The organism is Vibrio sp. L85 (assembly GCF_963871815.1).
In the GTDB taxonomy this organism is placed as follows: Bacteria; Pseudomonadota; Gammaproteobacteria; order Enterobacterales; family Vibrionaceae; genus Vibrio; species Vibrio harveyi.
Genome location: NZ_CAWMYL010000244.1, coordinates 41,320 through 56,030 on the forward strand (window position 1 = coordinate 41,320; position 14,711 = coordinate 56,030).

12 protein-coding genes are annotated in these 14,711 nt (G+C 47.8%); 3 read left to right on the forward strand and 9 right to left on the reverse strand.

Annotated features, from left to right (window positions below; translation table 11 throughout):
* Nucleotides 1-27: 27 nt before the first annotated feature.
* Both rsgA and sstT read left to right on the forward strand, forming a co-directional pair.
* A complete protein-coding gene (gene rsgA, locus AACR11_RS24420; protein ID WP_009700613.1) occupies nt 28-1,104 on the forward strand; it encodes a ribosome small subunit-dependent GTPase A in 1,077 nt (358 codons plus the stop codon).
* Nucleotides 1,105-1,467: 363 nt separating this feature from the next.
* Entirely contained in the window at nt 1,468-2,685 is a 1,218-nt protein-coding gene (sstT, locus tag AACR11_RS24425; protein WP_026000277.1) for a serine/threonine transporter SstT, read from the forward strand.
* 79 nt (nt 2,686-2,764) lie between these two features.
* Here sstT and iolG read toward each other — a convergent pair whose 3' ends face one another.
* The 9 genes from iolG to iolE all read right to left on the reverse strand — a co-directional run bounded on the left by iolG (nt 2,765) and on the right by iolE (nt 12,711).
* Nucleotides 2,765-3,751 carry an inositol 2-dehydrogenase gene (iolG, locus tag AACR11_RS24430; protein ID WP_029788354.1) on the reverse strand — a complete coding sequence of 329 codons (987 nt, stop codon included), beginning with the start codon at nt 3,749-3,751 and terminating at the stop codon, nt 2,765-2,767.
* Between the two features lie 21 nt (nt 3,752-3,772).
* On the reverse strand, nt 3,773-4,600 hold the full coding sequence (locus tag AACR11_RS24435; protein WP_029788355.1) for a sugar phosphate isomerase/epimerase family protein: 828 nt from the start codon (nt 4,598-4,600) through the stop codon (nt 3,773-3,775).
* A gap of 185 nt (nt 4,601-4,785) precedes the next feature.
* Entirely contained in the window at nt 4,786-5,619 is an 834-nt protein-coding gene (locus AACR11_RS24440; protein WP_005447408.1) for a MurR/RpiR family transcriptional regulator, read from the reverse strand.
* Nucleotides 5,620-5,691: 72 nt separating this feature from the next.
* Nucleotides 5,692-6,519, reverse strand: a complete 828-nt coding sequence (locus AACR11_RS24445; protein ID WP_005437843.1) for a class II fructose-bisphosphate aldolase — start codon at nt 6,517-6,519, stop codon at nt 5,692-5,694.
* Between the two features lie 10 nt (nt 6,520-6,529).
* Nucleotides 6,530-7,399, reverse strand: a complete 870-nt coding sequence (locus tag AACR11_RS24450; RefSeq protein WP_029788356.1) for a 5-deoxy-glucuronate isomerase — start codon at nt 7,397-7,399, stop codon at nt 6,530-6,532.
* Nucleotides 7,400-7,579: 180 nt separating this feature from the next.
* On the reverse strand, nt 7,580-8,566 hold the full coding sequence (gene iolC, locus AACR11_RS24455) for a 5-dehydro-2-deoxygluconokinase (RefSeq protein WP_009698036.1): 987 nt from the start codon (nt 8,564-8,566) through the stop codon (nt 7,580-7,582).
* Nucleotides 8,567-8,578: 12 nt separating this feature from the next.
* On the reverse strand, nt 8,579-9,754 hold the full coding sequence (locus AACR11_RS24460) for a Gfo/Idh/MocA family protein (RefSeq protein ID WP_029788357.1): 1,176 nt from the start codon (nt 9,752-9,754) through the stop codon (nt 8,579-8,581).
* A 98-nt stretch (nt 9,755-9,852) separates the two neighbouring features.
* Complete coding sequence (iolD, locus tag AACR11_RS24465; protein ID WP_029788358.1) at nt 9,853-11,724, reverse strand: 3D-(3,5/4)-trihydroxycyclohexane-1,2-dione acylhydrolase (decyclizing); 1,872 nt, start codon at nt 11,722-11,724, stop codon at nt 9,853-9,855.
* A gap of 93 nt (nt 11,725-11,817) precedes the next feature.
* The gene (gene iolE / locus AACR11_RS24470; RefSeq protein WP_005437833.1) at nt 11,818-12,711 is read right to left on the reverse strand and encodes a myo-inosose-2 dehydratase; all 894 of its coding nucleotides are present in this window, start codon (nt 12,709-12,711) and stop codon (nt 11,818-11,820) included.
* A 538-nt stretch (nt 12,712-13,249) separates the two neighbouring features.
* Here iolE and AACR11_RS24475 point away from each other — a divergent pair.
* Nucleotides 13,250-14,692 carry a sugar porter family MFS transporter gene (locus AACR11_RS24475; protein ID WP_005447390.1) on the forward strand — a complete coding sequence of 481 codons (1,443 nt, stop codon included), beginning with the start codon at nt 13,250-13,252 and terminating at the stop codon, nt 14,690-14,692.
* Nucleotides 14,693-14,711: the final 19 nt, after the last annotated feature.

Genomic DNA, 14,711 nt, shown 5'->3' on the forward strand with positions numbered 1-14,711 from the left:
CTTTGTTGCGTCTGGGATAATTCAACAATGAATAAAACACATTCTTTTTGTGAAACACTACTAACTCAACCTAACCCATTAAAGCTATTAGGTTGGAAACCCTTTTTTCAACAACAATTGACGTTAGACGATTACCAAGACACGCTTTTTGCGCGAGTGATTGCTCACCATCGTAGTGGTTACGTTGTTGTTAGCGAACAAGGTGAAACTCACTTACCTATCCATCCCTCGTTACCCAGCATGACCGTTGGTGATTGGGTAGTATTGGATGGTCAGCAACAGTTTTCTCGCCTACTTGAACGCCGCAGCTTATTCAGCCGCAAAGCCGCAGGTAGTAAGGTCGCCGAGCAACTTATCGCCGCCAACGTGGATACTGTCTTCATCGTTTGTTCACTCAACCACGACTTTAACCTCAGTCGCATTGAGCGCTATTTGGCACTCATCAATGAAGCTGATGTAGAACCCGTGATTGTGCTGACGAAAGCAGACTTATGCGACGATGTTGACGAGCTCAAAGCTCAGGTACAAAAGCTCGATCCGTTGCTTATGGTGGAAAGCGTTAATGGTTTGGATGAATCAGACGTTGCCAAATTAATGAGTTGGTGCGGCGAAGGTCAAACCGTCGCATTTATTGGCTCTTCAGGGGTAGGAAAATCGACCTTAGTAAACACCCTGCTTGGCGAGCAAGAACAAGCGACTGGTGGTATTCGTGAGGATGACAGCAAAGGTCGACACACTACGACCTCACGCTCAATCCACCTATTACCATCCGGTGGGATCTTGATGGATACGCCGGGAATGCGAGAGATCCAATTGGCAGATTGCGAGGCAGGCGTGAGTGAAACTTTCGCTGATGTTGAAGCCTTAGCTGATAACTGCCGATTCAATGATTGCCAACATCAAACCGAGCCAGGTTGCGCGGTTCAAGCTGCGATTGAAGATGGCTCTCTTGAGCTACGACGCTTTACTAACTATCAGAAGTTATTGCGTGAACAAGCCCATAACGGAGCGAGTCTCGCAGAGCAAAGAGCGCAGAATAAACAGTTCGGCAAAATGGTTCGCAGTATTGTTGACGGAAAGCGCAAACGCCAACAGAGTTACTAGTTTGTTGTATTTGCGTAATCAATAGAACAAAGGAGGCTAACGCCTCCTTTTTTAATAACTTTATGAAAAACCATCATTCATACTTCGCCATACAAATCAACACAAAAGACCAATAACGATAACATTGAGCAAACATTTAAACTAAGAACAAACTAAAACTAGACACAAAATATTACCAAGTTAAGATATGTGATATTCAGCAAGAAAATGGCTGGATTTATAAAAACAGGATAATTGATAATCAGGATGTCTTAGCAGTACAACCACAAGATTCAGCCCCTTCATGCGAGGGAACATTACGCCGTGTAATGACTGAATATTGCGCTGTTGCTGAGTCAAAAATTGCAGGAATGATGTATGCAAATGCAACACAACAGTCTCGTTGCCCGATTCGCTCGCGGTAACCTCGTTCTCCAAATCCTCGTCGGTATCGTCTTAGGTATTCTGCTTGCGACTATCTCGCCAAGCCACGCAGAAAGCGTTGGTATGCTGGGTAGCTTGTTTGTTGGTGCACTAAAAGCGATTGCTCCAGTATTGGTATTTATCTTGGTGGCTGCGTCTATCGCAAACCAAAAGAAAAACCAACACACTTACATGCGTCCAATCGTAATTCTTTACCTAGCGGGTACCTTCTTTGCGGCACTAACCGCAGTAGTACTAAGTTTCCTTTTCCCGACCAATTTAACGCTAGTAACGGGCGCTGAAGGTGCAACACCACCACAAGGTATTGCAGAAGTTATCCAAACCTTGTTGTTCAAACTGGTTGATAACCCAGTAAACGCGCTAGTAGAAGCAAACTACATCGGTATTCTTGCTTGGGGTGTGGGTCTTGGTCTTGCACTTCACCACGCATCAGCAACAACAAAAGCGGTATTCGAAGATCTAAGCCACAGTGTTTCCCACATTGTTCGTTTCATCATTCGTCTTGCGCCATTTGGTATCTTTGGTCTGGTTGCCTCAACGTTTGCAACAACAGGTTTTGGTGCACTAGCAAGCTACGCTCACCTTCTAGCGGTACTACTAGGTTCAATGTTTATCATTGCGCTAGTGGTTAACCCTGCGATCGTATACTTCAAAACGAAAGAAAACCCATACCCGTTGGTATTCCAATGTCTACGTGAAAGTGGCGTAACGGCATTCTTTACGCGTTCAAGTGCTGCAAACATCCCAGTGAACATGAACCTATGTAAGAAGCTAGATCTAGACGAAGATACGTACTCAGTATCTATTCCACTAGGCGCGACCATCAACATGGCGGGCGCAGCAATCACTATCACTACCCTAACGCTAGCAGCGGTACACACTATGGGTATCGACGTTGACCTAATGACAGCGGTACTACTAAGTATTGTTGCAGCAGTATCAGCGTGTGGCGCATCAGGTGTTGCAGGTGGTTCTCTACTACTAATCCCACTAGCGTGTGGTCTGTTTGGTATCTCAAACGACGTAGCAATGCAGGTTGTAGCGGTTGGCTTCATCATCGGTGTGATTCAAGACTCTGCTGAAACAGCCCTAAACAGCTCAACAGACGTTATCTTCACTGCCGCTGTTTGCAAATCAGAACAGCAAAAAGCTCAGTAAGACTTAAGCATCTTTAAGATCTCAATAATAGGAAGGGGAGCCAATGCGGCTCCCCTTTTTGTTTCCTGTTAGGGATGACCTACAAACGAACCGTCTTCCCTGTTTGCATCGACTCTAACGCGGCATCCGCTAACGTCAGAGCAATCTCACCATCTATACCCGAGCAGCATGGTGCTTCGCCTTTAAGTACTTCAACAAAGTGTTGCCACTCTGCCACGTAAGCACGCTCATAACGCTCTAAGAAGAAGTACTTCGGTGTTGCGCCTACTTGCCCTATTTCTGTGCTGTGACTGACTAGATTTTCGGTCAGATTCGCCACTTGCAGCATGCCTTTCTCGCCATGCACTTCGAGACGCTGATCGTATCCGTAGCCAGAGCGACGACTGTTATGAATCGTCGCCATCGCACCAGAAGGGAATGTAAGCGTCACCACACTGGTATCGATATCTCCCGCTTCACCAATGGCAGGATCTACCTTGCAACTGCCATGTGCCGTAACAGTGATTGGATCTTCCCCTAAGATAAACCGCGCCATGTCGAGGTCGTGGATCGTCATATCACGGAACATACCACCGGACGATTTGCTGTATTGTGCTGGCGGTGGCGCAGGATCGCGAGAGGTGATGACTACGCTTGCTGGTTCGCCAATTTGACCGTCATCCAGCGCTTTCTTAAGGCTCAAGAAATGCGGGTCAAAGCGGCGATTGAAGCCTAATAAGAACGGCACCTGATGCTGGTTTACTACGCCCAAGCAATCACGTACTCGCCCCAAATCAAGGTCGATAGGCTTCTCACAAAAAATCGCTTTGCCTGCTTTTGCTGCTCGCTCAATCAAATCCGCATGAGTATCGGTTGACGAGCAAATACACACCGCATGAACGTTGTCATCCGCCATCGCCTCTTCTACGGTTTGGCGCTTTGTCTGCGGATACTGCACACAAAACTGATCCGCATAGACCTCAAAAGGTTCGATAAGCGAATAAATCGTGGTTTCAGGTGAACGTTCGATATTGACCGCATGCACTTGACCAATTCGACCCGCTCCAAATAAAGCAATATTAAACATAGAAAATCCCTTATGTGTCGACTAGTCGAATTGATGCTTCATACCCGCCAACATATCTGCGGCGATATCGTAATAATCCCCTTCCCAGAGTTGGTCGTTGAGGAATTCACCAGAGTAGAATCCGTCGTAACCCGTTTGTCGAATCGCATCGACCCACTCTTTCAATGGCACTTCACCTTGCCCTAGTAAGTAACCACGTAGAGCGCGCTCATCAGGCCAAGCTTCGCCCGGTGCAGGGCGCTTACCGTCAGACAAGTGCACGTTGAAAATCAGCTCGGCATCGACATTTGCCACTTGTTCCAACGTTGCTCCGCGACATGCCCATAAGTGCCATGTATCCACAACAAAACCAAAGTTGTCGCGGCCGACGGCGTCGTACAGGCGGAAGTAATCTTCCAATTTGGCGATTGGAGTCCAAGCCGCGCCTTCATATTGGAAACGGATGCCATAGCTCTTACCAATGTCGACAATCTGGCGAATGTTCTGTGCCGTGAGTTCGATGTTTTGCTCTTTAGTTAAGCCATTTAATGCCTCAAAAGCATTGAGCTGGATGGTAGGTGCACCCACGGCTTGCGCAAAACGGCACAGCGTTTCTGAATCTTGGAACAATTGACGTTGGCTGGCTTTATCTGTCACTTCAACCGCGCCAATGATGTCGATCGCCGTTGGAACAATGCCAAACTCATCCATACGTTGTTTGAGTTGCTCAGCGGAGAAGCCAGCTTGAATATAACGCCAGAGTTTTTCGGTGTGAATTTCGAGCCCTTGGTAGCCAGTTTCTTTGGCAAGTCGGACATCAGATAGGATATTGCTGTGCAGAGAGCACATGCCATGTAGAGCAAAACGCATCAGATTTACCTCTTCTCACTGCCCTGTACATTGCAGGACATAAGCCGAATTCAGCTCGAGCAAACCCGCAGCGCAACCGCTAAGTTGCACTTAATCAGTGGACAAAGGTATGGAAAAATCTGCGCGCTTTACTGCTTATTCGCTCGCAGGATCGCGTCCCTATTTGAGATTACTGAGCGATGAAGTTACTTCACTTCTCGACAAATCAGACTCACCGCAATCGCCTGCGCCAAATACATGGAGCTGCTGAGCGAACGGAAGCCCATCAATTCGCCTTCTTGCACTTCAAAACAGACATCCATTTTGCTGCCATGAGGCGTCATTTGGTTATCAGTAATGCAGACAATCGGTACGTTCTTTTTGCAAGCATCATCAATCAGTTGGCTGGTTTCTTCCGCGTATGGATTGAAGGTGATAGCAAACAGAACGTCTTTTTCGTTCATTCGTCGAGTTAACGGAGACAACATGCCACCGTGATCATCCAAGAGCACTACACTCTTGTCGGATTTCATGAGGGCGTACCAAAGATAGAAGGCCACTGGGTAAGCGCGACGAGTCCCCTGGATGTAGATGGTTTCTGCTCCATCCATCAGAGCCACTGCACGTTCCAGTTTTTGTGGAGAGACCGACATTTGAAGCTGTTCTAGTGCTTCAATGTTTGCGTGTCCGAAATCCTGGAAGATGGCTTGAGGCGAGTCATGTGGGACGTCCTCCATCTCACGAGCTTTACGAACGCGCTCTTTGTAGTCTCTCGGACGATTCAAATACTGATCGCGAAACAGTACTTGCATAGAAGTGAAGCCATCAAAGCCCATCGCATTAGAGAATCGACTCAAGGTCGACAATGGTACGTTGGCTTGCTTGGCAATGGTCGCCATGGTTTCTACCGCCACCAGCATCGGCTGGTCGGTTACAAAATCCGCGACTTGCTGCAAACGTCCGCTCAAACTGTCGTAACGCTTTGCGATTAACTCTTTTAGTGTGTCTAAATCTGCAGGTGCTTTCACTTCAACATCCATAGTTATACTGCTCTCCTATCAATGAACGCTTGGAGATAGAGGCCCCTTATAGTAACAAAAGGGGCTGCTATTTTAAGATAATAATTCAAAGTTTCGTACCGCTTCTTCTTTCACGTACGGCATCGCCTTTTGCATGAAGTAAATGCGGTCAAACTTTTGCGGTTCCTGATTCATGTAATCGCGAAGATTATGACCCAGAGCCTGACGCAAACAGGTGCCAATATTGAACTTGGACACACGACTTTGCTTCAGCTTGAGCATGTCTTCATCGCGAATACCACTCGAACCATGAATCACCAACGGCACAGCCACAGCATTTGCGATACGGTCTAGGCGACCAAAATCGATAGTACAAGTGGGCTCGGTTAAGCGGTGAACATTACCGACGGAAATTGCGACACAATCTACGCCACTCTCTTCCGCAAAGCGCGCCGCATCTTCCGGTTCTGTGTAGATAGATTTTATGTGGTCGCGACCTTCTTCGTAAGGCACCGAACCAATTTCCCCCTCTACCGATGCTCCTAACGCATGCGCCACTTCAACGACTTTCTTAGTGCGAGCAATGTTCTCGTCCAACGTCAGTTGAGAGCCATCAAACATCACAGAACTAAACCCAGCTTTAAGCGCGCGAAAGACGATGTCTTCTTCGTAAGTGTGGTCAAGGTGAAGCACGACAGGCACCGTGCTCTTATGCGCTAGATTTAGGAACATCGCCGCAGCGGTTTCGACGCCATAAAAGTCCACAACGTCTTTATTACACGCCAGAATTACAGGTTTGTTCACTTGCTCTGCCGCTTCAACAACAGCACGTGCATCTTCAAAGCCGAACACATTAAAGCAAGGGACAGCGTAGTTAGACGCCGCAGCCTCCGGCAATAGGTCATTCAAATTTACCAACATGATGATTCCCCTACTTAAATTTCGCGATCATGTCTTTGATGCCAGGGATCGTCTCCACTTGGTATTCGTGGTGCGGATCAAAATGCTGAATCAAAGATTTCTCTGTTTTGCCAACGATGATGGTGAAGTAATACATTTCATAACCCGGCGCCGCCACACTTGGGTGATAACCTTTGTCGATGGCGATCACAGAGCCCGTGCGCACATGGTAAACCGGACCAAAGTCGTCTTCATGCTCGTATAGGAACTGCGCACCAAAGCCGAAATCTGGGTTAAAGCGGAATTGGTACACTTCTTCATAAAGGGTTTCTTTGCTGCCATCAGGCTTAACACGATCTTCATCGTGCTTGTGTGGTGGAAAGCCAGACCAACCACCTGCACCAACGGTGAATAGCTCACTCACCAATAAGCGACCACGTTTGTCTGCGTTGGATTGACCCAGCACGTGTTTGATTTTGCGGTGAGTTTTAGTCTCATCTGAACCGTACTGAACCATGTCTACGTTCTCTTCGCGAACACAGAAAGGCTCCAGTGACGCTTCAAACTTACCACCCGCAATCATAACGTCAGCCTTGTCGCTCACACATTGGATGGTCGCGCGGTAGCCAAGTGGTACGTAAACCGCTTCTGGGTTGCCGTCCCAAACTGATTTACGTTTACCAATGTTGTCGAACGTTTCACTTTCACCGTCTTTCGTCACGATGATGCTGCAAGTGCCGCCAGCCAATACGATGACAGACTCATACCCTTCGATGACATGGTCAAAGGTTTCGTTCTGATTCAAGAACACTTGGTTGAAGTAACATAGCGGCGTTACTTCGTCGTTCGCACCAATAATTGGTTCATTCTTGTTATCAAATGGTGGAATGTGTTTTCCCATTTTTCTTTTCTCCTCACAGCTCGTAGTGAAACGAGGCTGCCCTATCCTTCTGAAAGTGGCTTAACAAAAAAGCCGGGCCACGATGGTGTGTACGCGCACTGTTTAGTTGCCCTCAAGTGACATACCGGCCCGGGAGACCAAACGCGCAGCAATGTGGTGCCCGAAAGCACCAAACCATGCTTAACTTCGCGTCTCAATAAAATCGAATAGTTGTTCCTTAGTTGGCATGGCTTCTGTGCAGCTGTGACCGCTGACATTAATCGCCGCTGCTGCCGTGCCGTTGCGTACGCCCTCTTCTAACGAACCACCAGTAACTAGCGTCCAAATCAGACCGCCGGCGAATGAGTCACCAGAGCCAAATGGCTTATTGGCTTCGACTCGGAAAATGCCTTGCTCGAACTTATGACCCGTACGGTCATACACTTTCGAACCATGCTCACCGGCTTTCACCACCACCACTTGGGTGTTCTCTGTTAAGAAGCGAGCCGCCGTTTGGTCATCATCGGTGTTACCCGGTGCAATGACGGTTTCCATCATGTCGAACTCTTCACGATTACCGATCACGACGTCTGAAAGACCCGCGGCAATGCCGTAGTAAATCGAAGCATCGGTATCCGTACGCCAAGAGTAAGGACGGTAATCAACATCCAGCACCACTAAGGTATTGCTGCGGCGCGCGTGCTGCATCGCAATCAAAGTGGCTTCACGGCTTGGGCTTTCCGACAATGCCGTTCCTGTGACAACCAAAACTTTTGAGCTAGCGATGTAAGCGGGATCAATCTCTTCTGGCTTGATGGTCAAATCCGATGCGTTGTTACGATAGATAAGCACGGTGCAATCTTTTGGCTTCATCTCTGTGAATGCCACCGAGGTGCGCGAACCAGAGTCATCGGTTCTCATACCATCAAGGTTGATACCTTGCTCCGTCATGTAACCTTTAACGTAACCACCGAATGCATCGTCAGCCACGCAGCCAATAAAGCCGACCTTACCGCCTAACTTGGCAATGCCCACCGCAATGTTTGCTGCTGAGCCACCAACGAATTTGTTGAAGCCAGAGATATCTGCCATGTCGGTTTTAGCTTCGCGAGCGTAGAGATCTACGCCCGCACGTCCTAAAACGATGGCATCCAATGGTCGATTTGTTTCAAGTGCAATGTTTGTCATCGTCTGTTCCTATTATTTGTATTCAACCCAAGCAGCGTTCTGGTCTGCAGATTCCACACACTTCTCGCATAGGCGCACGCCTTCGATACCTGCATCGATTCCTGGGAACCAAATTTCAGACAGCGCTTGCTGGTCATCGCGGTCAGCCGCATCAAATGCCAACGCGAAACGGTGGTACAAGTTCGCCCATGATTCGAAGTAACCTTCTGCATGACCACCACCAACGCGGTTAGAAGCCACACCCGGTGCATCTTGGTATAGGTAGCCCATGCCACGCTCGAGAATGCGTGGTGCTTCGCCTTGCACTTCAAAACGAAGTTGGTTTGGTTGCTCATCCCACCATTCGATGGACGCTTTCGAACCGACGATGCGGATTTTTTGTTGGTGCATCGAACCTGCATTCACTGCCGACGCCCAAAGCGTACCGACTGCGCCATCTTTGAATTGCATCATGATGTGAGCGTTATCTTCGAGCGGAGCACGTGACTTGATGAAGCTTTGACGCATGCAAGACAAACGGTCGATTTCAAGACCCGTCATCACTTCACACAGGTAGAAAGCGTGCGTACCCACATCACCCAGAACATAAGTTGGACCTGAGACTTCTGGGCTGACGCGCCATTTCAAACCTGGATCGTTTTTCTCGTATTCTTCGTTGTGGAAGCCGTGAGCAAACTGCATGTTCACCACACGAATCTCACCCAGATCACCACGCTTCACCATTTCACGCGCTTGCTGAACCATTGGGAAACCGCTGTAACCGTACATCACGCCAATCACGCGATTGCGCTCTGCTGCGATCTGTTTGAGCTCTTCTGCTTCTTCCGTCGTGAAGGTGATTGGTTTTTCACACACCACGTGTAAGTTAGCTTCCAGTGCTGCTTTACAAATTTCGTAGTGAGTTGAGTTTGGTGTTGCTACCGAAACAGCTTGAATGCCATCTTCGCGTTGCGCTTCCTTCTCAAACATCTCTTTGTAATTTGCGTAGCAACGGTCGCCATCGAGACCTAAGTTCTCACCAAAATCACGACAACGATCCTCGTCCAAATCGAATGCACCAGCGACCAATTTAAACAAACCATCGCGCTGCGCCGCATTACGGTGCGAGTAACCGATCTGACTGCCACGACCACCGCCGACCATTGCCCAACGGATTGGTTGCTCAAAATGACGTTCTTCATTAAACATGTTTGACTCCTTGATAGGCTCTTGCTCAAGAGCCTATAAATCGAATTGTTGAAATCTGTTTTAAAGCTGGATGTTTTGATACATAAATCGGTTTGGGCTTAAACGCCGGCACGTTGCGCTGCTCTGCCTTCTTCCCATGCAGCCACTTTCTCTGCGGTGTCGTCATTGCGTGTCACTTGAGGAAGTCCCACTTCCCACCAGCAATCACACTTAGACCAAGCCATTGGCGATACTGGGTCGATGTCGACCACAATCACGTAAGTACGGTCGGCTTCTTTAGCGCGTTGGAATGCGTCATCAAACTGGTCGATTGAGGTCAACTTCTCGCTGATTGCGCCTTGCGCTTCAGCATGCTTAGCAAAGTCCACGCGAGCTACCTCGCCATCAGGACGGCGACAGTCTTCCAATAGGTTATTGAACGACTCGTTACCCGTATTGTTTTGCAGCTTGTTGATCACCGCGAAACCACCGTTATCGCATACCACGACAATCATCTTGTGACCTGTCAGAACTGACGAGTAGATGTCTGAGTTTTGAATCAGGTAAGAGCCATCACCGACGAGCACAACCACATCGTTATCTGGGTTCGCGACTTTAGCGCCCCAGCCACCTGCGATTTCATAACCCATGCAAGAGAAGCCAAATTCAATGTCGAACTTACCAATTTGGTAGTTCTGCCAGTTCATCGCGAGCTCTGCTGGTAAGCCACCCGCTGCCGTAAGTACCGTGTCGCCCGGCTGCATAGACTTGTTGAGCTTGCCAATCACTTCTGCATAAGAAGACGTACCGTCGAGTAGGTCGCCTGGTTGAGGGTGAGTACGGCGATGTACCACGGCTTTCCATTCATCCGCTTGCGCTTTCGCCGTTGCCGCCCACTCGTCGCTACTACGGAAATCGCCCAGTAGGTTAGACAGCTCAACTAAGCCACGTTTTGCGTCTGCTTTAACTGGAATAGCACGATGTTTAATGGCATCAAAACGTGCGGTATTGATGGCAACTAGCTTCATATCTGGGTTCTTGAACACCGACCAAGAGCCTGTCGTGAAGTCTTGTAAGCGAGTACCCACAGCCAACACCACATCCGCATGCGCTGCCATGTAGTTTGCAGAGTCTGAACCTGTCACGCCGATTGGACCTGCGTTTAGAGGATTGTTTTGCAGCATCGTGGCGCGACCAGCAATGGTCTCAACCACAGGGATGTTGTGTTTTTTCGCAAAGGCAGCCAACTCGTCCGTTGCTAGTGAGTAATGCACGCCACCGCCAGAGATAACCAAAGGTTGTTTCGCGCTAAGTAGCGCCGCTTTTGCATCCTCTAGATCTGCCACTTCTGGCTCTGGACGACGAATGCGGTGTACTTTTTCTTGGAAGAAGACTTCAGGGAAATCGTAAGCCACGCCCTGAATATCTTGTGGTAAGCCGATAAACGCTGGACCACAGGTTTCTGGGTCAAGCATGGTGTCAATAGCCTGAGGCAATGAGTGCATCAATTGCGTTGGCGAGATAATGCGATCCCAGTAACGTGTTAGCGGTTTGAACGCATCGTTACAAGTGATCGAAGGATCGTAGAAATTCTCTGGCTGTTGAAGTACAGGATCTGGCAGACGACTGACGTAAGCGTCTCCAGAAATCAAAAGCACTGGTAAACGGTTTGTGTGCGCGATACCTGCTGCGGTAACCATATTGGTTGCACCCGGACCAATTGAACTGGTCGCGATACCGATGCGACGACGTAAGTTCGCTTTGGCATACGCGATTGCCGCTGTTGCCATCGACTGCTCATTTTGACCACGCCAAGTCGGAATTTTGTCTTCGATATTTTTTAGCTGCTGTCCAAAGCACGTCACGTTACCGTGACCAAAGATGGCGAATGCTGCACCAAATAGCTGTTCTTTTTTACCATCAATTTCAATCATTTGTGCGGCTAGGTACTGAGCTAGCGCTTCTGCAACAGTTAGGCGTACAGTTTTCATTGTCTTCCCCGGTAGTATCAATCATTTTTGTAGCCGCGTTGTCTCCACGGCTTGATACAGGGGAGACGAATCTCCCCTTCCTTACTTGTGCTCTTATAGACCGTATTTCTTCGCGTAGCCTGTGATGTTCTCGTAAGCCGTTTTCGCGTACGTCAATGGGTGCGCTTTCGCAGGGTCTTGCTCTGCTTCAACCAGCAACCAGCCTTGGTAGTTGCGCTCTTTCAGTGCTGCGAATACGTCGTCGTAATCCACGTCACCTGTACCAGGAACAGTAAATACGCCATCAAGCACTGCGTTTAGGAATGATTTGTCTGCATCACGTGCGGCTTTCATCACTTCTAGACGAAGATCTTTAAAGTGCATGTGGCCAATGCGGTGACCCCAACGTTTGATCATGGTCACTGGATTACCACCACCGTAAGTGATGTGACCCGTATCTAGAGTTAGGTAAACCGCTTCGCCAGTGAATTCCATCATGATGTTGATGTCATCTTCGGTTTCACAGATGGTGCCGACGTGATGATGGAAAGACAGCTTGATGTCGTGCTCGTTTAGAAGGTATTCCGCAACTTGAGTTAACTTCGCGCAGTAGGTTTTCCACTCGTCCATCGTCAGGATCACGCGTTGAGAAAGTGGCGTGTTGATGTCGCCGTGAACCGTGTTGCTCACTTCACCGAACACCATTGCTTTACAGCCAGCAGCCTTAAGCAATTTGATGTGCTCTTGCATCGCTGCGATTTCTTCTTCCGCAGTCAGCTTCATTAGATTGCCGCTGTACCAGCCAGAAGCGAGCACTAGGCCATGTTTTTCTAGTAGAGGGATTAGAACTTCTGGCTCACGTGGGTACTTAGTACCTAGCTCTGTACCAGTGAAACCAGCTTCTGCCATTTCACTTAGACACGTTTCCAATGGGATATCGCCGCCCAGTTCTGGCATGTCATCATTTGTCCAAGTCAGTGGGCTAATTCCATATTGCACGTTGCTCATTTTTATTCTCCGACAATGTTTCCGTTATTTAATAAATGTCGTGAAGTAAAAGCGTGGTTTTTATAGATGCTTTTCTTTCACCGATTTCGTTTCACTGGAAATTACATTAGCGAAAAAAACTTTAAATGAAAAATATTTTTCACAACATAAAATCGATGTCATCAAATTGTTAAATCATGAAAAAAGCCAATCACAGCAAGCCCTACAAGCAAACTTGCGCCAGATCTCATTTTATTTAAACCCTTTGTTTTCAATAATTTATGTTGACATTTGAAAATGAAAAATGTTTTTCATTTTTTGATTTGGGTAACACTTTAGGATAAAAAACGAACAGACACCTAGTCGAATAACAAAAGAGTAAATATGATAAACGCAACCGACAAATGAAAAATAATTTTCATACATCTAATAAACATTAAAAGTCGGCAATATAGATACCCAATACTCGTACCCTACAAAACAGAGTATTGGCCGCTACCCAACTTGATCTTATTCGATGGTTAAAGGAAAGCTTGGGGATCTAATAAAGGAAAAAACAATGGAAGCTACATCCAAGGCCGAAGCTCGAAAGCACAATATCGCCTACATCGTTAGGATTTGTTGTATCGCTGCGCTCGGAGGCATCTTATTAGGTTACGACACTGCTGTTATCTCTGGCGCAATTGGTCCAATCCGTGATTACTTCGGATTGTCACCAGCTCAAACTGGCTGGGCCGTATCCAGCGTAGTATTAGGTAGTATCATCGGTGCGGTCAGCGCAGGCTGGGCAGCCCTAAAATACGGTCGACGCAACACCCTCTTCATCGCCGCCATTCTCTTCATCATATCCGCCATTGGCTCTGCACTCGCTCAAACCTTCTCTTTCTATGTTGTTCTACGTATCGTCGGTGGCGTAGCTGTAGGTTTGGCTTGTGTGGTATCACCAATGTATATGTCAGAAGTCGCACCAAAAGACTTCCGAGGTCGTGCGGTGAGCATGTTCCAGCAATCGGCAGTTATCGGTCAAACGGGTGTGTTTTACGTCAACTACCTCATCGCAAAAGGCATGTCAGAGGCTTGGTTAGTGGATATGGGCTGGCGCTGGATGCTTGGCTCTGAAGTGATTCCTGCCGCGCTTTTCGCAATGTTGTTGTTCCTCATCCCAGAATCACCACGTTGGCTGGTTTTGAAAGGCAAAGTAGACGATGCCAAAGAGACGTTATCTCGTATCTCAAACCCGAAACACGCAGATCGTTTGATCAAAGAGATCCAAGAGTCATTGAAAGAAACCGTCGGTGCGAAGAAGAACAAAGTCAGCCTGCGTTCGCCATTATTGTTCGCCATCTTAGTGATTGGTACGTTCGTTGCGGCGGCTCAACAGTTAACGGGCATCAACGTGATCATGTACTACACACCTGAGATCTTAAAACCGATCACTGGCTCAACAGAAAATGCGCTGTTCCAAACTACCTTTGTCGGTATTGTCTTTATCGGTGGTAACGCACTTGGTATGTACCTGATTGATAAAGTAGGTCGTCTACCATTAATGAAATACGGCACCTTTGGTTGTGCATTTGGTATGTTCGTGGTCGGCTATGTGCTTTACCAACAAACCGAAGGCTACGCAGCACTGTTCGCATTGTGTTTGTACGTAGTGTCTTACGCGACATCATGGGGTTGTGCATGTTGGACAATGATTTCAGAAATATTCCCGAACAGCATTCGCTCTCGTGCCATGGCCATCGCCGTCGGCGCACAATGGTTTACAGGCTTCATCGTGACGCAATCTTTCCCAATGCTAAACGAAAACCCTTACCTAAAAGAGCAATTCAATGGCGCATTTAGCTTCTGGTTATTCGGCGTCTTGTCACTCATCTGTATGGTCATCGTAGTTAAGTATGTGCCTGAAACGAAAGGCGTCAGCTTAGAGAAAATGGAAGAAGCGATGGCGAAAAAACTGGGTAAAAAAGTATCTGGAAGTGCGACTGAAGCACGTGCATAAGATAACTTAATGTTTTACA

Excerpts from the sequence above, each read along its gene's own strand:
- rsgA (WP_009700613.1), top strand. The coding sequence starts at position 28 with ATGAATAAAACACATTCTTTTTGTGAAACACTACTAACTCAACCTAAC.
- sstT (WP_026000277.1), top strand. The coding sequence starts at position 1,468 with ATGCAACACAACAGTCTCGTTGCCCGATTCGCTCGCGGTAACCTCGTT.
- iolG (WP_029788354.1), bottom strand. The coding sequence starts at position 3,751 with ATGTTTAATATTGCTTTATTTGGAGCGGGTCGAATTGGTCAAGTGCAT.
- AACR11_RS24435 (WP_029788355.1), bottom strand. The coding sequence starts at position 4,600 with ATGCGTTTTGCTCTACATGGCATGTGCTCTCTGCACAGCAATATCCTA.
- AACR11_RS24440 (WP_005447408.1), bottom strand. The coding sequence starts at position 5,619 with ATGGATGTTGAAGTGAAAGCACCTGCAGATTTAGACACACTAAAAGAG.
- AACR11_RS24445 (WP_005437843.1), bottom strand. The coding sequence starts at position 6,519 with ATGTTGGTAAATTTGAATGACCTATTGCCGGAGGCTGCGGCGTCTAAC.
- AACR11_RS24450 (WP_029788356.1), bottom strand. The coding sequence starts at position 7,399 with ATGGGAAAACACATTCCACCATTTGATAACAAGAATGAACCAATTATT.
- iolC (WP_009698036.1), bottom strand. The coding sequence starts at position 8,566 with ATGACAAACATTGCACTTGAAACAAATCGACCATTGGATGCCATCGTT.
- AACR11_RS24460 (WP_029788357.1), bottom strand. The coding sequence starts at position 9,754 with ATGTTTAATGAAGAACGTCATTTTGAGCAACCAATCCGTTGGGCAATG.
- iolD (WP_029788358.1), bottom strand. The coding sequence starts at position 11,724 with ATGAAAACTGTACGCCTAACTGTTGCAGAAGCGCTAGCTCAGTACCTA.
- iolE (WP_005437833.1), bottom strand. The coding sequence starts at position 12,711 with ATGAGCAACGTGCAATATGGAATTAGCCCACTGACTTGGACAAATGAT.
- AACR11_RS24475 (WP_005447390.1), top strand. The coding sequence starts at position 13,250 with ATGGAAGCTACATCCAAGGCCGAAGCTCGAAAGCACAATATCGCCTAC.